Below are 20,748 nucleotides of genomic sequence, written 5' to 3' on the forward strand. Positions count from 1 at the left end.
AAAGTCAGTGTTTAGTCACTGACTTTGTTGTTTTTATACCTGACGACATGAAACCTCATCGAGTTGACCATAGAGTGTTATCTCGCGGGTTAGAATGTCGAGAATATGTCGATCGTTAAATTTTGATTAATGTTGGCTATTAGAAAGATTCATCACCGTGCTCGAAACATTCTCTGCACCTTTATGGATCTCATCCATGACGGTCGAGACTTCGGTAATCTTGGCATTGCCTTCTTCCGTAATTGATGACATTTCGGTCATCATATTGGTCACCTCGTTGATGAGTTGCTGATTTTCTTCGACGACTTTGATTATTTCGTTTGTCGAGTCTGAAGTTCGAGACGCGAGTTGTCTTACTTCGTCAGCGACAACGGCAAAGCCTCTCCCGTATTCACCGGCTCTTGCGGCTTCGATGGCGGCGTTGAGTGCCAATAAATTCGTTCTCGCTGCGATCTCTTGAATTGTAGCGACAATATTTTGAATGCTTTTCGAGCTGCCATTGAGTGAATGCACCTTTTGAGAGGTACTGGCCGCTTGTTGGGATACCGTTAAAGAGACCTCTACCGAATCGGCAAGCAGTTTCGATCCTTCTAGTGCTATTTGCGCCGTTTCTAGTGATGTAGAGTAGGCTACCTCTGAAGCTTCAGCAATCGCATGGCTGCGTTCAATGCGATCCGTTATGTTGCTGGCAAGCTTGACGATTTTCACGACCTTGCCTGCTTCATTCATGATAGGGTTGTAGCTGGCCTCAATCCAGATGCTTGCTCCGTTAGAGTTGCGACGTTGAAAAAGCCCCGACTTTACTTGTCCTTTTTGCAACTCTTGCCAGAAGTGAGGATTATTGTCATAAAACTCCTCAAAACAGAACATGCGATGATGTTTTCCAACGACTTGACTTTCTTGGTAACCCAATACATTTAAAAAGTTTGAATTGGCGGTCAGTATTGTCCCTTCAGGATCAAATTCAATAATCGCTTGTGACTTGTCTAAGGCAGAAAACAACGCATCATTTTTTTTGTTTTGCTCGTTGATCTCTGTGATATCAGAAGCCAGTTTTGCTACGCCAGTGACACGACCATCTGAATTTTTGATCGGTAAATAGGTCGCTTCTAGAACAACCGTGTCACCTTGCTTATTTACTCTCTCGAACGTGCCTTCTTTTGAGACACCATTGGCAAGATCTCGCCAAAAGCTTTGATAAAGCGAAGAGCGAATATAGCTATCCGTACAGAGCATTTTGTGGTGCTGCCCTTTTACCTCATCTAATGAGTACCCGACCAGCGTTAAAAAGGGCGCACTGGCATCTTGGATGACGCCTTCAGGGGTAAACTCGATCCATGCAACATGCTTTTTTAAAGACTGATAAACATTGTCGGAATGGCTAGGTTTTATCTCTGGCTTTTGCTTCTTAGTAAAAAACACCGCTGACCTTACTTAAATAGGAAATATACGAATCAAATGAAATTGATGCGATTATACACAGTTGCTATGAGTTTTGAATGACCATTTTCTAACCGTTCCAAATGTATGATTCTGAAGGAGTTCAAGGTAGGAAGAATAAACCTATTGATATATCAATGGGGTTGCTTACTTCGCACTCTGTTTTTAAACACTTTAATAACTTTTGCACTTCGCATAGAATCCCATTTTGACTTTTATTATGATGTTTATGTCGAACGTGAAGCGTTTACTCAATTTTTGCTATCTTACTATTCCCATATTTTTTGCTTCATTCATTGTTGCCGGATTAGCAAGCTATGGTCATGTTACTCCAACGACCCCTTTATTGATTGCTTCTATAGGCGCTTCAATCACAATTATCTTTGTGGTTCCTAGTAGTCCAATGGGTAAGACGTGGCCTTTAATTGGTGGGCATTTAGTTTCTGCATTGATAGGACTCAGTTTATCTGCGGTGTTTGATAACATCATAATATTGTTCACACTGACGATAACCTGCACCATTATGGTTATGATTGCATTGAAATGTGTTCATCCTCCAGGGGTTGCTACTGCGCTTATTCCTGTGTTGAGTCAGACATCGAACCCGGTTGATGTTTGTTTTTTGCTCGATCCGGTTTTGCTCAATGTTATTCCTTTAGCATTCTCTGGTATTGTTTATCGTAAATGGATGGCGAGTAAATCTTCAAAGACGCCTCAACATTCATCAAACTCCGCACTTTCTGCTCATGACAAATCATCGTTCTATTTTGATGAATTGCACGAAGTTCTTGAAAATAGAAATGATTGGTTGGATGTTGATGAAAGAACGATCGATGAGATTTTTAAACAAACGCATTTGCTCGCCTTAGAGCACAATAATCAAAAACTAACTTGTGAACACGTCATGACGAGTGAAATTTTGACTCTTGACGAAAATGACTCTGTCTACGATGGACTCAAGATACTTCAGAAAACGAAGTTTAGTGCTATTCCAATCGTTAACATCGATCAGAAAATTGTAGGTATATTTTCTCTGGTCGACTTTTTACTCTATGTTGAACATAGAAAAATTAATTCTTTTGTTGGTTTATATCTTCTAGCGAAGAAAAGAACATCTAAGACCATTGGTCAATATATGAAAAGAAATCCAGTTTCAATGCACAAGGACCAACATATTGCACGTTTGATACCTTATTTAACTTCAGGCTTTCACCACATACCAATTATAAACGATAGTGAGCAGTTAATAGGGATGATCACACAGTCAGATCTGATCGAATTTTTGTATAACTTAAAACAAAAATAGGTAGAGGAGGGGGGATTAAACTCCCAGAAATTTTAGCCTTTCTGGGAGATGCTGGTGAAGTCCTGATAGCTAAAGCTAGATTACTGAATTGATATAGATATACAATATTGGCTCTGTTTTTATAACGAGGCTTAGAAATAAGACGACGAAGTGTGATGGAGTAAAATTTATTTTATAAGTTATTGGTTCTTTTTAATTCGTTTAATTAGCAACATCATTTTTCAGAATCGGTCTTGGTTTCCCTGCTAAATCTATAGCCACATAATTAAAATTTGCCGAACAAACTTGGAATCGCATATTAACATTATCTTCTTGAATCGGTTTGACCCAAACTTCCAAATCAATTGACATTGATGTTCTACCCGTTTTAACGCACTCACCATAACAGCAAACAACATCACCGACCTTTACTGGCTTTTTAAAAGTGATGCTTGATACTGAAACTGTTGCTATTCGTCCTCCTGATATTTCTTGAGCTAGAATTGCTCCAGCTAAATCTAGCTGTGACATTATCCATCCCCCAAAAATATCACCATTCGCATTAGTGTCTGCGGGCATTGAAAGAGTACGTAAAAGAAGCTGCCCTTTAGGCTTTTGTTTGGTATTTACTGAAGTACGCAAGATAGGTTCCTATACTAAATACAATATATTACTTTATTCTACCACACTCTTATATAATGTGAAAATATGGTAGAATTATTGACTATTTTTATCTTTTGTTATTAATTGTTTTCTCGTGTGAAATGTTTTTTATTTTATACTTCCTTTTTTCTCCAAAAATATACAATTCAAAATTATCGTTTTCGGATAATCTAAAAATAGAAGAACCCAAGTATGAATAAATTGAAATTAAACCATCGTTTGGGTTGCTTTTTTTATTTGAAACTAAAATTATTTGATAGCTTTTATTTCTTTCTTCATCAAAGAATTTAACTCTATCTCCAATGTTTGCTCTTCTCTTTATATCGAAATTTTCATATGGATAGATATCTTCCATTTTTTCAAAAACACTAAGTAAAATAACAGGAGATTGGAAAATAAAGAAAGAGCTAGTAACCAGTTTTTGTATTAAATAAAAAAATAATACATAAATGAAGTTTATTTAAAGCACCTCCAGAATTAGTTGATAAACACTAAACTAACGTCCGAAAGTGATACTTTCGGACTAAATCCTGTAAGATGAATAACATTTTTAACACCTTTGTTTTTTATTTTAAAATGAATATACCAGAAGCATTTTTTTATTCAATTGAGAATTTTTTATAAATTAAAAATAGAGTTAAAGCGCATGTAAAACATTTTATTAAAACAAAAAAACAGAAATATCGCCTTTACAATATTTTCGTCTGGAGGTGGTGATCTCGTGATCAACGATGAATGGCTTTGTTGCGTAATTCATTGGAACTAAATTCAGAACCTACGATCTGAGCCGTTACGTCCATTCCCTCTCGTAGCCCTATGTCTAAACCTCGTTATAAAATAACCAACTGGAAGCAATACAACCAATCACTCATTAACCGTGGTTCTCTGACCAAGAAAGAAAAAGACATTAAAATTAAATGTGTTACTAAGGCATAGAACCCCGCGATTTTTTTCTTTATATTAAGACACCACTTCCACAAATTTTGTCAAGATCATGCAAGCCGATTTGAACATCATTGCCGAATTTGAAAAAAAAATTGCAGAACTCGAAAAAGAGAATGCTGATCTCAAACGACATAATGCTCGCCTGCAAGAAAAGTTGAATGCCGCACTCGACAGTAATGGCTTGTGTTTGTGGGAGCACCATGTCCCTTCAGGACAACTCACTATCTTTAATATGGAGTGGGGAAAAATGCTCGGTTACCAACCGCACGAGCTGACTGCAACGTTTGATACTTGGAAAAATAACTTACACCCTGATGATTATCACCAGGCCATGAAAGCTTTTGAAGAGCACCTGTCGGGGAACTGTGATTTGTATGAGGTCGTTTACCGGATGACCCATAAAGATGGCAGTGATAGCTATGTGTATGATAGAGGTCGTGTTGTCGAATTTGATACCAATGGAGTTCCGCTTAGAATTATGGGTACGCACATCGATATCACCAAAGAAAAACGTTTTGAACAACAGTTAGCGACTTTGGCCTCTACCGATAGGTTGACGGGTTTATTTAATAGACAAGCCATCGAACAACGTTTTCGTGAGATGAAAAGCGCGGATACATTAGTCAAAGCGGCGATGATCTTTATTGATATCGACAACTTTAAAGCGGTCAATGATACTTTAGGCCATCAGGCGGGCGACCAGCTGTTGAGTTTTATTGCTCAGCGCTTAGGTACGCTAGCCTCTGACGTCGCTTCTCTAACTTCTGATTTAGCTAAATCATCCTCTGAACCGGCGCAAATCGGACGAATTGGCGGAGATGAGTTTGTCGTTTTGTTTCCCGATATGGAACCAGACCAAGTCACTCACTTTTGTGAAGAGTTGTTGCAAAAGGCGGTACCTGAAAGCAATCAAATGCTGACGGGTGTCGCCATTGGAATGAGTATCGGTGTGTGTTTCTTTAACCAAGGTGATCATCACTTTGATGACGTTTACCAGCAATCTGATTTGGCTATGTATCAAATTAAGAAGAACGGTAAAAATGGAGTGAAAATCCTGCACCTTTGATGAAAAGGACACTGCATTCTGAGCACCGTTTTTGAACATGATGTCTTGTTGTGATAGGTGTGTACAGGTTTTATATTTTCCTTTTCTGAGATGATAAAAAACATACATATGAGCTTGCATGCTTATTGGTGGTAAGTGTAGCTTAGTATCTATATTTCTACTTCTGCGAGGAATTGACTGAGAATATTAACTTTAAATGTTAATGTTATGCAAAATGTAGCGTTAAGGAATGGATAAAAACAATGTCAGAAAAGGTTAATTTAAGAAAGTTAATTCTAGTCTTGTGTGTATTTTCTGTAATGGTTACTTTATTAAACGCTTTCTATTCACTCTATCAAGTGAAGCGAGATATCATCGTCAATACGACATTAGACTCGAATCGAGTTTATGCTAAAAAGATGGCAGAAATGACGGATGTTTTCCTTGATGCCGCGATGACACAGCTTCAATACAGCGCAAAGACCTTATCTGACCGCACCAATGATAAACGTGCGTTGGCAGAAGAAACGAAACGAATCAAAAATCAAACAAAGATATTTAACTCTGTGGTGGTTGTCAACTCTGATGGCGTGATCACGTCGGCTTCTCCCGAGACGATTAAAGTACAAGGGATCAAACTGACGAGTGAAAGCTCCCTTCAATCATTAAATGCCGAAGCCCCTTTGGTAACGGATCCTTTCGTGTCTCCTGCAGGTAACTATCTTATTAGTCTGTCATACCCTATTTTTTCGAGCCAAGGGACTTATCTTGGTTATATCGGTGGGACTATTTATCTAGAAACAGTGAATATCTTAGGGAAGTTGTTGAATGAACATAGTTATGAGGATGGCTCGTACCTTTACGTTGTGGACCGGCATGGAACGTTGATTTATCACCCAAATAAATCAAGGATCGGTCAAGTAATCACAAACAATCGCGCAATCAATACTGTATCAAAGGGAGAAAGTGGCAGTCTAGATATTGTGAGCTCTTTGGGTATTCAAATGTTGGCAGGATATGCTCCTGTCTCTCAGTCTGGTTGGGGCGTAGTTGTTCAGAGATCGAAACAAAATACTCTATTGGCAGTGAATCAACAAATGAAAGAAGTGTTCATCACAACGCTTCCTGTTGGGGGGCTGACATTAATGTTTATTTGGGGTTTTTCTAGCTTTATATCCAAACCGTTAAAACAATTATCCATGGCTGTAAAAGAGGCGGGTAGCCATTCAAGTACGGTGAACAACGTAAAGCAAATCCACTCTTGGTATTTTGAAGCCTCACAACTTAAGAGTAGCTTTATCAAAGCCTTTGGGGGCGCGCTTGAGACGATAGACATGCTTCATACCGCAAGTTTAACGGATTCGATGACGGGTTTATTAAACAGAAGAGGCTTAGATAAAGCGATTGAGGGATTACAATCTCAAGCTATCCCATTTTCGGTTCTCGCATTGGACATTGATTTTTTTAAATCGGTCAACGATAACTTTGGCCATGATGCTGGTGATGAGTTATTAAAAAGTTTTGCGCAATTGATGAAGGAGCAATCGAGAGAACAAGACTTGCTGTTTCGTTCTGGTGGAGAAGAGTTTATTATTTTTTTACTCAATTCCGATGTTCAAGATGCTTTTAAATTTGCAGAACGGTTACGTAGAAAGGTGGGGCTATACGACTTTGCGGGTATAGGAAGAGTTACGGTTTCTATTGGTGTTGCTTTTTGGGGCAACGAGCAACAATCCATTCGCTCGACGTTAAAAGAAGCGGATACGGCCTTATATCGTGCAAAGAATAACGGCAGAAACCGCTCTGAGCTTTTCAGTAATGATTAATTTTAAAGTTATCATTCGGTTTAATAAGTAATTAAGAACAATGAAGTGAGGAATGTAAATAGAGTGTTTATATTTCGTTGGATAAAAGTTAGCGTCATGGTTGATTATATTTTTATACACTCTGTGCTATAGGTTACGGATGCTTACTTTTATAAAAAAATTGTCAGCCGCTTTCTCTTGGCTTCATTGGCTTGTTCTTGCTTGCTCTCTAATTCTAACTATTGCCGCATGGCAAGTCACTCTTCATCAAACGCATCAAAAATCTCAAGTCCAATTTGATTTTCAGGTGAGTCAATTACTCGAGCTTGTTCAAGAAAGAATGAGCAAATATGAAGAAGCACTGACTGCGGGCGTAGCAGCAATCCATATGTTTTCGGCCCCAGTTAATCGTGATAGTTGGAAAACGTTTGCTAGTCAATTTGAACTATCATCCTACTTTCCTGGAGTGAGTGGGATAGGTGTAATCCATTATATCCCTCAAAAAAAAGTGCCTAGTTATCTCACTTGGCAACAACAAAGCTTTCCTTCGTACGACATGCACCCTATTCGTACCGCTAAAGATTATTGGCCTATTACGTATATTGAACCAGAAGAACAAAACCGAGCAGCGGTTGGTCTGGATATGGCTCATGAAAACAATCGATATACAGCCGCAAAGTTAGCTCGCGCGAAGGGAGCCCCTCAAATTACGGGGCCAATAATATTGGTTCAAGATTCTAAGCAAACACCTGGTTTCCTTTTTTATGTCCCATGGTTCGATAAGAGCAAAATCCCAGAATATTATGGTGATGAAAGTGATGGCTTTTTAGGGTTGGTTTATGCTCCTTTTATTGTTCAAAACTTAATGAACGGTACGCTTGATGATGTTAAGCGCCTTATCAACTTTAGTATCCATGATGGCAATATTCCGCTCTATGATGAGCTTACACATTCTCGTGAAACCTCGAACCATCAACCTATGTTTGATGAACAGTTGGAAGTCAGTATGTATGGGAGAAGTTGGGTCTTTGATTTTCAATCTTCGCCTTTATTTGAAGCTCAACAGCATAGCAACCAACCAACATTGATCCTGATGTTCGGCCTTCTCGTAAATGTGATGCTGTTTGTTATTCTCATGATATTACGTAACGGGGAAGAGAAAGCTCAAGATTATGCGAAAAAATTAAGTAAAGATTTACAAGATCGGACCGATAGTTTAGAGAGAGCCTCAGAAGATTTAGTAACAAGAAACTTTGCGCTAGAAAGAGCGAATAGAGATCTCGATCAGTTTGCTTACGTCGCATCGCATGATCTAAAAGCACCTCTAAGAGGGATTTCGCAATTGGTATCATGGATCAATGAAGATATTGAGGCGCATCTCACCCCTGAAACAAAGGATTACAGTCGCCTTTTGCAGGGCCGCATTGTCCGTTTAGAAAGGTTACTCGATGACTTACTGTCGTATTTTAGAGTCGGTAGAAAAAAGGATGAGATTCAAACGTTTTCTTTAGCAGACAATGTCCAAGAGACATTCGAGTTATTGAACATAAATAATAAGGCGACCCTTACTTGTGACGATAGCATTGGGCCATTTCAAACGTTGGGCGTCCCGCTCGATTTAATATTGCGAAATTTGATTTCCAACGCGATGAAACATCACGATAAAGCACACGCGAATATTAAGGTTTCTGGTGTTTATCAAGGGGACCATTACAAGTTCTGTGTCGAGGATGATGGGCCTGGAATTCCCACTGAGCTTCATGACAAGGTGTTTGAATTATTCCATACACTACAACCTCGCGACAGCGTCGAAGGAAGTGGCATGGGCTTGTCTATCATCAAAAAAACCTTGGAGGTTTATGGTTGCCATTTCGAATTACACTCTAATTCACAAGGTGGGTGTTCTTTTGTTTTTACCTGGCCCACAGAAGAGCGATTAGAAAATAGGAGGCAACATGAATCATGATTACGCGAAAACCGTCAGTATTCTTTTAGTTGAAGACGATGATATTGATGCCATTGGCATTCAACGTTCATTGAAGTCATTGAATTTGCTCAACCCAATACATCGAGCGCGTGATGGATTGGAAGCATTGGAAGTACTTAGAAACGATGCCGTTGCTCGGCCTTTTATTGTGCTTTTGGATTTAAACATGCCGAGAATGAATGGATTGGAGTATTTGTCGGCCGTGCGGTCGGATACGAGTTTGAGTGACATCGTGGTTTTTGTGCTTACGACCTCCCAACTTGATGAAGAGATATCTGCAGCCTACAAGAAAAATATTGCGGGTTATATTGTGAAGTCTTCATCCAACCAAGATTACAAACAACTTATTCGTTTTCTAGAGAACTATTGGAACCTTGTTGAGTTACCAAAATGCTAAAGCCAAGGGGGCTAGAATGAAGGTATTGATCATTGATGATGATCAAATAGATACTTTATCTATTGTGAGAACGCTGAAAAATACAGATCTACCTCTAGCGGCTATAGAGACGGCCGATACCGGCGTTAAAGGCCTGGAGTTGGCTTTACAGCAGCAATTTGATGTTATTTTGCTGGATTACCAACTTCCCCCGACCGATGGATTTGAATTATTAATCGAACTGCGCGCCAAAAATGACTTCTCTACATCGATTGTTATGTTGAGTCACAATGACGATGAAGAGATCGCTCTGAAGTGTATTGAATCTGGCGCCCAAGACTTCATTATGAAAAGTGAAGTCACGGCGGTCAGGTTGAGACGAGCGATTGTGATTGCATCGGAACGCCATCAACTTGAGCAACAGGTGCTTGAGACACATACCGAATTAAAGCGATTAGCCGAGTGCGATAGTTTAACTGGCCTGAATAATCGTCACTTCTTTGAAGAGCGTTTAACCAAAAAACTGCTTTCTTCGGCAAAAGAGAACACCTCATTTGTCTTAATGTTGATTGATGTTGATAAATTTAAAGATGTAAATGATCGTCACGGGCATGTTCTAGGGGATCGAGCCCTTAAAGAGGTGGCAGATAAGCTTAATCGCTGCATAGGATACAATGAGATTCTATGCCGGCTTGGTGGTGACGAGTTCGCACTTTTATTCCCTATCGGAAAGAATAAGCAGTACGTCCAAAAAATGGTCAACCGCCTCATGTCTGAATTTAGTTCGTCTATATGTGTGGACGGAGAGTCATTAGATTTAACGGTTAGTGTGGGTATTGCGAGTTTTCCTGAATGTGCATCGAACTCTATTGAATTACGAAAATGTGCTGATATTGCGTTATATCGTGCTAAAGAAAAGGGAAGAAACCAAGCCCAGTTTTATTCAAAAGCATTTCATGATCAAATGAATCGCCGAGCCGAGCTTGAAAGACACCTGAAGCGAGCTCTTGTAAAGGATGAGATGGAGCTTTATTACCAACCTCAGTTTAATGCGGATATGAAGCTAATCGGCGCGGAAGCTTTGTTGCGATGGAAGCATCCGAAGTTAGGGATGATTCCGCCAGACAGCTTCATTCCTGTTGCAGAAGAGACGGGGATGATTGTCGATATCGGTTTTTGGGTCATCGAAACGGCTCTGAAACAGTTACAATACTGGTTGCACGAAAAAACGCTGAGAGCGGATTTTACGTTAGCGATTAATTTATCTCCAAGTCAGTTAACCGATCAGTTTTTAGCAAAGAAAGTTAAAAACTTGCTCAATATCTATGAAATTCCAGCGTCGCATGTAGAGTTTGAAATTACGGAAAGTAATCTTATTTCTGGCGAGTGGGCATCTGAAGCTTTGCATAAAATCAGTGACTTAGGTGTAAAAGTCGCGGTGGATGATTTTGGAACCGGTTACTCCTCACTGTCCCATTTGAAGGATTACACGATTGATGTGATCAAAATCGATCGCTCTTTCGTTGAGCGTATTGAGTTGACAAAACCAAGGCAACTTTTTACGGCAATTTGTGCGTTCTCACACAGCTTAGAGTACGAGACGGTCGCAGAAGGAATAGAGACGGATATTCATGATGCCATATGTAAAGAGGTTGGAGTGACGCGCTTACAGGGTTTTTATTACTCTAAACCATTACCGGTAACGACTTTTGAAAGTAAATATTTTTATGCTTCGTGAGCGAATAAACGAGTTAATGAATAAAGAGATAAAGGCGGTTCGTGCCCCTTAATCAAGTTCTAACGGTTGATTAAGGGTTGGTTCGGTGTTGTCTGCTGCATAACGGTGGCAGAGGTGCTGCCTAAAGGTGATTAGGTCTTATTTACCGGTTACGGATTTTTAAGTGGAGCCACGGCCAAACACTGACAAGTAACACCCCGACTAGGATCAGAAGCGAACCCCAGATAAAGCCGCTGTGCGCTTGTTCATCCAGAATAAGAATACTCGCTAGTACGCCAATCACTGGTGTCATGAACGATAAAACGCCTAACTGTGATGCTTTGTATTTTCGAATAAGGCTAAACCATGCTAAGTAGCTGGCAAAGCTCACAAATATAACCTGGAATATTAGGTTTATTGATGCGTTGTAAGTGAGTGAAAAATGAAGTTGGTCTGTAATGGTCGCATAACTGAGCAGTAATACACCGGCTCCTCCAAGCTGAAAGAATAATGTATGCTCTGCTGAAGCTAGTCCTAACCGAGTACATCGAACCACTACGGTTGTCGCGCCCCAAAGTAAGCCTGCGATCAGGGCCATAATGTCACCTATTAACATATCCTGTAGGTTGGTGCTCGCTTCATCTCGCGAGAAAAACGCGACGGCAATTCCACAAAAAGCGATGCAGATTCCGACCCACTGCATTCCGGCCAGTGTTTCGTGTTTGTTGAATAATTGCAGGCCAATAGCAGCAAAAATAGGTGCGGTATATAAGAAGACGGTCATATGAGAGGCGGTGGTATATCTCAAGCCTTCTGCAACAAACAAAAATTCCAACGCAAAAAGTGCGCCTACGACGACGCCTGATATTAGATAGTCTTTAGATTGTTTCAGTGAGTTGTTTTTGAGGGTCATTATTACCCACACCATTAATGCGGCGAGAAAAGAACGACCTCCAATTTGTAATACAGGGGCGATTTGGTCGGCAATTGACTTGATGGCCGCTTGTTGGACTCCCCAAATAAAACAGATCATAAACATGGATAAACTTGCCGTGACATCGACATTAAGCCTTGAGTCGTTCATTCACATTCTCCTTGATAATTTTATATTGTAAAAAGTAGATGATTATAGTTTTTTTATCTTCTTGTTTTTCTAAATACTGTCGATAAAGATAATTGAGGGTTAAGACGCGTTATATTATCCGAATTCAACGTTGAGTAATTAGACCCTAATAAGGTGTCGAAAACCTTACAGAGAGCTCTCTACCTCAGCTTGCAAGTAGGATAACTGAGCTTTTTAGTTTTGTATCGGCCGGGGTCGTGAGCGGCAAGAAGTACTCGTGTTCTTAAAATGCTCAAGTGGATCCATTTGAGCATTTTCTTTCGCTACAGGCGGTATTCACCAGTCCTTTCTGGTTGATACGTAATATCTAGGATGGTGACATCAACTTGAGACCCATCCGGCTTCGTCCATTGAATGGAATGACCGGTGGATAGGCCAATCAAAGCGCTCCCAATTGGAGCTAAAATTGAGATTTTTGTGCCGCTATTGTCAACATCTTTTGGGTAAACCAAAGTCAAAGAAAACTCTTTCTTTGTCGCATCGATTGAAAATGTCACTGTTGAATTCATCGTGACTATGTTGTCAGGCAATTGATCGGGCTCAAGAATGGTCCCACGTTCCAACTCTTGTTCGAGTTGCTCTGTAGATGGACTGTTGCGTGGTAAAGACTCAATCAGGTCATAGATCCTATCGACATCTAAGGATGAGAGTGTGATATCCGGTTTCGTATTCATATTTTCCTCATAAATAATAGCGCTGACGTGTTAGACAGCGCTAAGTATTAAACTAAGTATTTGATCCAACGCCTTATTACTCAGTCAACATTAAAGTAAATAGGAGGTTAGACAGATAAAACCACAACTTGGATGACCGTGTTTTTGATGACAGTGTTGTTGCTTTAATCCATCAGTGTTGTGGTCTAGTAAGTGAGTGTTAATCCAATGTTTGAGTAACGATAGATTGAGTTGGTGTGTTGTGAAATAAACACCTTCGCAAGGTAGCCTAAAATTGGTCGTGTTTTTAGACACAACTCTCTATCTGAAACGTATTTTAGGGGGTGAGCTTATCGGTGTTTGTACTTTTTTGTATTAAGTGAGACTTATCACTGACCATTCGGCTAGAAGTAGAGGTGCCGTCACGATAAGCGTTTTGATCAACACTTCCCCATGTAGGTGACTTTACTCTAGATACCCCTAAAATCAAGCTCGAAGTGCGATACTTCATGGGTCAGATAATCAATTATTGAGAATCAGAGATATCAATCAAAAACATGGTGTTTGGTTCCCATCGGATTCTCAATTTATAGGGTATTAAACCTCCACAGTGGCAAAAAATGATGACCTGGTTAACCATAACCTTCCGGTTATATGGTTGTCCGGGGATAGGGGGCTTCATTGCGCTTTATGAGTTTAAAGCTATATTCAACAGTATAGTCATGACATTGTTTTAACATGGGTGACTGTATAATAATGGACAATAGACGCTTGATTTAGAATGTATAAGTCAGGTTAATAATAAATCCAAGCAACAATAAATCTAGGCAATAATAAGTCAGTGGAGACTCCCCAATGAAAAAACTACTTTCGGTACTTGCTGTTTCTGCAGCGGTAATGGCGCCAACAGCGTTTGCTTCTTCGCCTGTTATGTTTTCTACCATCAATGGCTTCAACGCACCAGATTCCGATGCGGTTGGCGGTGTACGTGTTGCGCTGCTGCATGGTCAAGTGAGCGATCTAAAAGGCCTTGATCTTGCCGTTGTTGGTATGTCTGAAACGCAAACTACAACCGGTGTCAACCTGGGTATTTTCGGCGCATCAAAAGTGAACCAAGAGATGACAGGTGCTTCACTTGGTTTTTTCAACTGGAATACGGGTAACACAACTGGTGTCAACCTAGGTGCCGTGAACATTACTAACGATGTTAAAGGTGCCAACGTAAGTTTCGTCAACTACTCTGAAGGTAACACCTTGGTTGATGTGGGTGCCGCGAACTTATCTGAAGTATCAACCGTTCAGGTGGGTATTTTCAATAAAACAAACAAGATTGAAGGCGTACAAGTTGGTTTGATCAACTGTGCTGACAACGGTTTCTTCCCATGTTTCCCAATTATTAATTTCGCTAAATAATTGAGTTTTCGTTTGTTATTGAAAAACCGAACGAATCACTAACGCCTAAACCTATGGTTTAGGCGTTGTTTTAATAACGGTTTATACCTCATGCCATCAAGGTTTAGTCTTCGCTACCTTCTGGTTCATTGAGTCGAAAGGCATTGGCGGCTTGTCGCTTGATACGGGCTTTTCTCTTCCATTTTTGGTGGACACCACGACGCAGGCTTTGAAAGCTGTTTTCCACTTTGTCGACCCCCAGCAGAACCATCAATGCCAATATCGTGATAATGACCGATTGCGAAAGGTGGCCAAGTGCGATCATCATCCCCAATGCCGCTAATACCCAGATAATCGCGGCTGAAGTAACCCCATGTATTTTGCCGTCGAGCGTCATCATCACACCAGCTCCAAGAAAGCCAACCCCTGTAATTATCTGACCAAGAACACGAGCCTGATCTAGGGTGTTCGGGGATAGGCTAATCGCCATAGTGAGAAAGAAATAAGTACCACTAATAATTAAAATAGAGGTTCTTATTCCGACGGGTTTACCGCGTGTTTGTCTTTCGATTCCGATTAACGATCCACAGAGCATACATGCTGTGAGGCCTGCCCAGCTAAAGGGGGCAAGGTTGAGAGTTTGTTCTAAAAATTGTGGCATATCACCCCTCCTAAAAATTAAGAATAGGGGCGGAGTATGCTAATAATAAGCCGGACGATCGAACAAAAACTTTTTGTCTTAACGATAGGTATTTCTGCTTAACTCTATAGGCACTTCTGTTTAATGATTGAGACGATCTGAATAGGTACGAAGGCTCTATTCAATGTGTAGGTCGAGTGGAGTTTTACTGCTGCGACCGCCGATCTCGCGAGTTAACTTGGGCACTAGGTAACCAGAAACTTCAGAGATTAAGCCTTTAAAGTGATGCTTTGCTTCTTCATCCGAGATATGGAAATGCGCTGCGCCCTGTACTTTATCAAGCACATGCATGTAGTAAGGCAATACACCGGCATCGAATAGCTTTTCGCTTAATGCTTTCAATGAGTCAGCACTGTTGTTGACCCCTTTTAACATAACCCCTTGATTAAGTAGAGTCGCACCCGTTTGTTTTAGTTTATGAAAGGCTTGCTTGAGCTCGGCATTGATCTCATTGGCATGGTTAATATGGCTAACCATGACGACATTGAGAGGCGTTTGCTTGAGTAACTGACACAACTCATCAGTTATTCGAGCAGGAATCACCACAGGTAAGCGACTGTGGATACGCAACGTTTTGACATGTGGAATGGTCTCAATGGCTTGCACTAGCCATTCGAGTTCGCTGTCTTTTGCCATCAGTGGGTCACCACCCGATAAGATCACCTCATTGATCTCTGGGTGCTGAGCCACATAGTCGAGGCTGGTCTGCCACGCTGACTTTGACCCCTTGTTATCTTGGTAAGGGAAGTGACGGCGAAAGCAATAGCGGCAGTTAATCGCACAGCCACCTTTTACAATCATCAATGCGCGGTTTTTGTATTTGTGCAGTAGCCCGGGTATGGCGTTGTCTTGTTCTTCCAATGGATCGGCGGAGTAGCCGGGATGAACCTCAAACTCTTCGCTGAGCGGTAAAACCTGTCGCAGCAAAGGATCATGTGGGTTGCCTTTTTCCATTCGCTCAACAAAGCTTATGGGCACTCGAAGCGAAAATAGCTCACGCGCCGCGAATCCTTTTTGCCACGGTGCAGGGTCTATTTCTAATACTTCGAGCAGTTTTGTCGGGTCAGAGATCGCATTCGATAGCTGTTTGAGCCAGTTTTGCTCAACAGATTCGACTTTTCGGGTTATGATATGCGGCATTGAAATCAACTCAAAGATGTGTAAGAGGAAATCATGGCGTCAGTAAGCACCAATGAATTCAAAGGCGGTTTAAAATTCATGATGGATAACGAGCCTTGCTCAATTATCGAAAATGAATACGTTAAGCCGGGTAAAGGCCAAGCGTTTAACCGTGTAAAACTTCGTAAACTGCTGTCAGGCAAAGTGTTAGAGAAAACATTTAAGTCAGGCGATACCGTAGAACTAGCCGACGTTATCGACGTTGAACTAGGCTACCTATACAGCGACGGCGAATTCTACCACTTCATGAACAACGAAACATTCGAGCAAATCGCGGCTGATGCAAAAGCAGTGGGCGAAACAGCAAAATGGTTAGTTGAAAATGACGTTTGTACTCTAACGTTGTGGAATGATAACCCTATCACAGTAACTCCACCAAACTTTGTTGAGATCGCAGTAACTGAAACCGATCCTGGCCTGAAAGGCGACACACAAGGTACTGGCGGTAAGCCTGCAACTCTAGCAACTGGCGCGGTAGTTCGCGTACCTCTATTCATCGCAATCGGTGAAGTTGTTAAAGTTGATACTCGTACTGGCGAATACGTTGGTCGTGTGAAGTAATTGACTTCAAGTATCTGAAAAAGGTCGCTTAGGCGGCCTTTTTTGTCTCTGGAGATCGGGGAGAACCGAGCCAGAGAGATATGAGATGCAACTAATAGCAAAAAAGCAGAACAAGATAATCTTGTTCTGCTTTTAGTTTTAGAGCTTCGAGGCTCGTTTACTCGAATTTCGAATCTGCTTTTAAATCATAAAAATGAAAATAACAGACAATGCGCTAATTAGGCCTGCGAAGAAGTAGCAACCCACTTTACCCGCAACGCCGACGTGGAACTTAAGGTCGTGCATACCGTGATGAAGACGGTGCATGGCGTGCCACATTGGCAGTGCTAACGTGCCGATGATGAATAGCGCACCGATAATGCTGGTGGCAAATTCAGAGACACGTTCGTAGCTCATCGCGTTAGCGTCAATAATGCCCATTGGCACTAAGATGCCTAACACTAAAATCGTGATGGGTGTGATCATCGCGAACCATGTCCCGCCAGCGCCGAATAGGCCCCACCAGATTGGCTCGTCAGAACGTTTAGGAGCACGATTGACTTTGTAGTTTGTGTTCATAACGAAAGCTCCTTACACCACAATGAGAACGATTAAAGAAATAAAAGCCACCGCTGCCCACTGAGTCAGAACGATGATTCTTTTGTCCACCAATTTGCCTTTAAGACGAATTGGCATCACTTGAGGCATCATGCTGAAGAAGGTTTGAGCGTGCATTAAGCTACCAAGTAGTGCCACGATATTAATACCTATAACAACAGGGTTCGCCATAAAGCTCAACCAACCTGCCCACGCTTCAGGGCCCTTCACTAGTGCACCCAAACCGAAGGTTAGGAATACAGTGAACAGAATCAAAGGCAGTACCGTTGCTTCACGTAGCATGTAGAAGCGGTAGAAGGGGTGGTTGCTCCACCATGTTCTCTTCATCTCACGAACATAAGGCTTACGATTGCTCATACTATGCCTCCTCTGCTGTTTTAACTTGTGATCCATCAGGCTTGAACATCGAAATAACGAAGTCCATTGAAGACTCAACTTTACCTTGGTTCACGGCCGCTGCTGGGTCTACTTTTTTCGGACACACTTCAGAACAGTAACCGACGAACGTACAGCCCCAAGCGCCGTTTTCACCGTTGATAAGCGGCATACGTTCAGCTTTACCGTTGTCACGGCTATCGAGGTTGTAACGGTGAGCAAGAGTCAGTGCCGCAGGGCCGATGAACTCAGGGTTTAGACCAAACTGAGGACACGCTGCGTAACAAAGACCACAGTTGATACAACCAGCGAACTGTTTGTATTTCGCCATTTGCTCTGGAGTCTGAATGTTAGTGCCGTCTTCAGGCTTACGATCGTTACCAATGATATAAGGTTTGATCGCTTCAAGGCGCTCGATGAACGGCGTCATGTCGACAATCAAATCTTTCTCGATAGGGAAGTTCGCCAGTGGTTCGATCGTTAGGCCATTAGGATAGTCACGTAAGAAGCTCTTACACGCGAGTTTTGGCACACCATCAACCATGATGCCGCAAGAGCCACAGATCGCCATACGACAAGACCAGCGGTAAGAGAGGTCTTTATCTTGGTAGTCTTTGATATAACCAATCGCATCAAGTACTGACATAGTGTCATCAAAAGGCACTTCGAAAGTCTGCATATGAGGTTCTGCATCTTTCTCTGGATCGTAGCGCAGGATGTTTACTTTTTGGATACGGTTCGCTGACATTATGCTTGCTCCTCTTCACGCTTGTCGTTTGCCTCAGCGGCTTTTTCTGCTGCTGCGGCTTTCTCTGCGGCTTCACCGTACAAACGCGCTTTCGGTTGAGACTTAGTAATCTTCACATCGCTGTAGTCGATGGTTGGTGCTGAGTCTTCTTGGTAGAAAGAAAGCGTGTGTTTGAGGAAGTTCACGTCGTCACGCTCTGTGCAGTTGTCATCCAAACGTTGGTGTGCACCACGAGACTCTTTACGAAGAATCGCGGAGTGAACCATCGCTTCTGCCACTTCAAGGCCGTAACCCACTTCGATAGCGTAAAGTAGGTCAGTGTTGAACACTTTGCCTTTGTCTTTAATGCTGATCTTCTTATAGCGCGCTTTCAGTTCAGTGAGCTTGTCGATGGTTTCTTGCATCAAGTCTTCTTGACGGTAGATACCACAACCCGCTTCCATGGTGTGACCCATTTCAGTACGGATATCAGCCCAGTTCTCATCGCCTTCTTGGTTCAAGATACCAGCGATGCGATCTTCAACCGCTTTCACTTGCTTAGCGATAGACTCTTCATTCCAACCTTTGAATTCCGCGGCGCGTTTCACGGCGTGTTCACCGGCTACGCGGCCAAATACCACGAACTCAGCCAGAGAGTTAGAACCTAGGCGGTTTGCACCGTGTAGGCCAACTGACGCACATTCACCCACAGCGAATAGGCCTTTAATGCGAGTTTCACACGTGCCGTTGGTTTCAATACCCCCCATGGTGTAGTGAACCGTCGGACGAATTGGGATTGGCTCTTTTGCAGGGTCAACGTTGACGTACGCTTTTGCTAGCTCACAGATGAACGGAAGACGCTCTTGCAGGTACTCTTCACCCAGGTGGCGAAGATCAAGGTGTACGACATCACCAAGCGGGTGCTTGATGGTGTTGCCTTTCTGCTGCTCGTGCCAGAATGCTTGAGAAACTTTGTCGCGAGGACCCAGTTCCATGTATTTGTTCTTCGGCTCGCCCACTGGAGTTTCAGGGCCCATGCCGTAATCTTGCAGGTAACGGTAGCCGTTCTTGTTGACGATGATACCGCCTTCACCACGACAACCTTCGGTCATCAAGATACCAGTGCCCGGTAGGCCTGTTGGGTGGTATTGAACAAACTCCATATCACGCAGTGGCACACCGTGGCGATAAGCCATAGCCATACCGTCGCCCGTTACGATGCCGCCGTTGGTGTTACAGTGGTAAACACGACCTGCGCCACCGGTTGCTAACACAACGGATTTTGCTTTGATGGTAACAAGCTCACCTTCAGACATATGAATCGCGATAAGGCCTTGAACTTCGCCTTCTTCAGCGTCGCTCTTGTTTTCTACGAGAAGGTCCACCACAAAGTACTCATCAAATCGTTTGATGTTGTCGTACTTCATCGAAGTCTGGAACAGAGTATGAAGCATGTGGAAGCCGGTTTTATCCGCTGCGAACCACGTTCTCTCTACCTTCATACCGCCGAATCGGCGCACGTTTACTTCCCCGTTTTCTTTACGACTCCATGGGCAGCCCCACTGCTCCATTTGGATCATTTCACGAGTCGAGTTTTCAACAAAGTATTCAACAACATCCTGTTCACATAGCCAGTCGCCACCGCCAACCGTATCGTTGAAGTGGTTATCTAGGCTATCTTCGTCCTTAATTACTGCTGCTGAACCGCCTTCTGCCGCTACCGTGTGCGAACGCATTGGGTAAACTTTAGAAATCAGTGCTACTTCCAGTTCAGGATTAGCTTCAGCCGCTGCAATTGCTGTACGAAGACCAGCGCCGCCTGCGCCGATGACTGCGATATCTGTGGTAATTGTCTTCACAGTTATTCTCCAGTGTGATGCGGAGTATTCCGCTTGTTATTATAAAAAGCTTATTGATCGTACTGACTGATTGGTAGCTCTTACTAATTGAAAGCACGTAAACGGCATCAACCGATCATCACCCCTAAGCCTTAAGTGGTAGGTTCAGTGTAAGAGAGGATGGTCTTTGAAAAGTTGATGTATTTGGGTTTTTAGGTCGGTAATGCATATGGAAGCATAGAATTTATAGGTTATGTGACTGCAATCACGGCAATGAACTATTGATAGCGTTCCTCTTACAAGGCGTGCGTTAACAGCTTGTTGAGTATGGTTTTCGTTA

Annotated in this window: 19 protein-coding genes; 8 read left to right on the plus strand and 11 right to left on the minus strand. The window is 42.1% G+C overall.

What is annotated here, in order from left to right; all coding sequences use genetic code 11:
• Positions 1 to 126: 126 nt before the first annotated feature.
• The gene (locus OCU50_RS01055; RefSeq protein WP_060467007.1) at positions 127 to 1,422 is read right to left on the minus strand and encodes a methyl-accepting chemotaxis protein; all 1,296 of its coding nucleotides are present in this window, start codon (positions 1,420 to 1,422) and stop codon (positions 127 to 129) included.
• A gap of 247 nt (positions 1,423 to 1,669) precedes the next feature.
• Between OCU50_RS01055 and OCU50_RS01060 the strand changes: the two genes are divergently transcribed.
• Complete coding sequence (locus tag OCU50_RS01060; RefSeq protein ID WP_060467032.1) at positions 1,670 to 2,746, plus strand: HPP family protein; 1,077 nt, start codon at positions 1,670 to 1,672, stop codon at positions 2,744 to 2,746.
• 201 nt (positions 2,747 to 2,947) lie between these two features.
• Here OCU50_RS01060 and yciA read toward each other — a convergent pair whose 3' ends face one another.
• Positions 2,948 to 3,367 (minus strand): acyl-CoA thioester hydrolase YciA, encoded by a 420-nt coding sequence (gene yciA / locus OCU50_RS01065; protein WP_060467008.1) that lies wholly within the window; start codon positions 3,365 to 3,367, stop codon positions 2,948 to 2,950.
• Between the two features lie 88 nt (positions 3,368 to 3,455).
• On the minus strand, positions 3,456 to 3,743 hold the full coding sequence (locus OCU50_RS01070) for a GreA/GreB family elongation factor (protein ID WP_060467009.1): 288 nt from the start codon (positions 3,741 to 3,743) through the stop codon (positions 3,456 to 3,458).
• A 639-nt stretch (positions 3,744 to 4,382) separates the two neighbouring features.
• Here OCU50_RS01070 and OCU50_RS01075 point away from each other — a divergent pair.
• The 5 genes from OCU50_RS01075 (at position 4,383) to OCU50_RS01095 (ending at position 11,284) form a co-directional block, all read left to right on the plus strand.
• Entirely contained in the window at positions 4,383 to 5,399 is a 1,017-nt protein-coding gene (locus OCU50_RS01075; RefSeq protein ID WP_060467010.1) for a diguanylate cyclase domain-containing protein, read from the plus strand.
• Between the two features lie 242 nt (positions 5,400 to 5,641).
• Complete coding sequence (locus tag OCU50_RS01080; RefSeq protein ID WP_060467011.1) at positions 5,642 to 7,204, plus strand: sensor domain-containing diguanylate cyclase; 1,563 nt, start codon at positions 5,642 to 5,644, stop codon at positions 7,202 to 7,204.
• Between the two features lie 139 nt (positions 7,205 to 7,343).
• Entirely contained in the window at positions 7,344 to 9,149 is a 1,806-nt protein-coding gene (locus OCU50_RS01085; RefSeq protein WP_060467012.1) for a CHASE domain-containing protein, read from the plus strand.
• The gene (locus tag OCU50_RS01090) at positions 9,139 to 9,567 is read left to right on the plus strand and encodes a response regulator (RefSeq protein WP_060467013.1); all 429 of its coding nucleotides are present in this window, start codon (positions 9,139 to 9,141) and stop codon (positions 9,565 to 9,567) included. The genes OCU50_RS01085 and OCU50_RS01090 overlap by 11 nt, the downstream gene beginning before the upstream one ends.
• A 16-nt stretch (positions 9,568 to 9,583) precedes the next feature.
• The gene (locus OCU50_RS01095; protein WP_060467014.1) at positions 9,584 to 11,284 is read left to right on the plus strand and encodes a putative bifunctional diguanylate cyclase/phosphodiesterase; all 1,701 of its coding nucleotides are present in this window, start codon (positions 9,584 to 9,586) and stop codon (positions 11,282 to 11,284) included.
• Between the two features lie 142 nt (positions 11,285 to 11,426).
• On the opposite strand, the gene OCU50_RS01100 is transcribed toward OCU50_RS01095, so the two are convergent.
• Both OCU50_RS01100 and rnk read right to left on the minus strand, forming a co-directional pair.
• On the minus strand, positions 11,427 to 12,347 hold the full coding sequence (locus OCU50_RS01100) for a DMT family transporter (protein ID WP_060467015.1): 921 nt from the start codon (positions 12,345 to 12,347) through the stop codon (positions 11,427 to 11,429).
• 302 nt (positions 12,348 to 12,649) lie between these two features.
• Entirely contained in the window at positions 12,650 to 13,060 is a 411-nt protein-coding gene (gene rnk / locus OCU50_RS01105) for a nucleoside diphosphate kinase regulator (RefSeq protein ID WP_060467016.1), read from the minus strand.
• Positions 13,061 to 13,894: 834 nt separating this feature from the next.
• On the opposite strand from rnk, the gene OCU50_RS01110 reads away from it, so the two are divergent.
• The gene (locus tag OCU50_RS01110) at positions 13,895 to 14,452 is read left to right on the plus strand and encodes a VC2662 family protein (RefSeq protein ID WP_060467017.1); all 558 of its coding nucleotides are present in this window, start codon (positions 13,895 to 13,897) and stop codon (positions 14,450 to 14,452) included.
• A gap of 103 nt (positions 14,453 to 14,555) precedes the next feature.
• On the opposite strand, the gene OCU50_RS01115 is transcribed toward OCU50_RS01110, so the two are convergent.
• Positions 14,556 to 15,092 carry an MgtC/SapB family protein gene (locus OCU50_RS01115; RefSeq protein ID WP_060467018.1) on the minus strand — a complete coding sequence of 179 codons (537 nt, stop codon included), beginning with the start codon at positions 15,090 to 15,092 and terminating at the stop codon, positions 14,556 to 14,558.
• Positions 15,093 to 15,248: 156 nt separating this feature from the next.
• Entirely contained in the window at positions 15,249 to 16,271 is a 1,023-nt protein-coding gene (gene epmB / locus OCU50_RS01120; RefSeq protein ID WP_060467019.1) for an EF-P beta-lysylation protein EpmB, read from the minus strand.
• A 33-nt stretch (positions 16,272 to 16,304) separates the two neighbouring features.
• On the opposite strand from epmB, the gene efp reads away from it, so the two are divergent.
• A complete protein-coding gene (gene efp / locus OCU50_RS01125) occupies positions 16,305 to 16,871 on the plus strand; it encodes an elongation factor P (protein WP_060467020.1) in 567 nt (188 codons plus the stop codon).
• Between the two features lie 180 nt (positions 16,872 to 17,051).
• On the opposite strand, the gene frdD is transcribed toward efp, so the two are convergent.
• Genes frdD through frdA form a run of 4 tightly spaced genes read right to left on the minus strand, consistent with a single transcriptional unit; the run spans position 17,052 to position 20,429 of the window.
• Positions 17,052 to 17,429 carry a fumarate reductase subunit FrdD gene (gene frdD / locus OCU50_RS01130; RefSeq protein ID WP_017055381.1) on the minus strand — a complete coding sequence of 126 codons (378 nt, stop codon included), beginning with the start codon at positions 17,427 to 17,429 and terminating at the stop codon, positions 17,052 to 17,054.
• Between the two features lie 12 nt (positions 17,430 to 17,441).
• Positions 17,442 to 17,825, minus strand: coding sequence for a fumarate reductase subunit FrdC (frdC, locus tag OCU50_RS01135; protein ID WP_060467021.1), 384 nt, complete (start codon positions 17,823 to 17,825; stop codon positions 17,442 to 17,444).
• A 1-nt stretch (position 17,826) separates the two neighbouring features.
• Positions 17,827 to 18,591, minus strand: coding sequence for a succinate dehydrogenase/fumarate reductase iron-sulfur subunit (locus OCU50_RS01140; RefSeq protein ID WP_060467022.1), 765 nt, complete (start codon positions 18,589 to 18,591; stop codon positions 17,827 to 17,829).
• The gene (gene frdA / locus OCU50_RS01145) at positions 18,591 to 20,429 is read right to left on the minus strand and encodes a fumarate reductase (quinol) flavoprotein subunit (RefSeq protein WP_060467023.1); all 1,839 of its coding nucleotides are present in this window, start codon (positions 20,427 to 20,429) and stop codon (positions 18,591 to 18,593) included. The genes OCU50_RS01140 and frdA overlap by 1 nt, the downstream gene beginning before the upstream one ends.
• Positions 20,430 to 20,748 lie beyond the last annotated feature (319 nt).

It is taken from the genome of Vibrio toranzoniae (assembly GCF_024347655.1).
Classification (GTDB): Bacteria; Pseudomonadota; Gammaproteobacteria; order Enterobacterales; family Vibrionaceae; genus Vibrio; species Vibrio toranzoniae.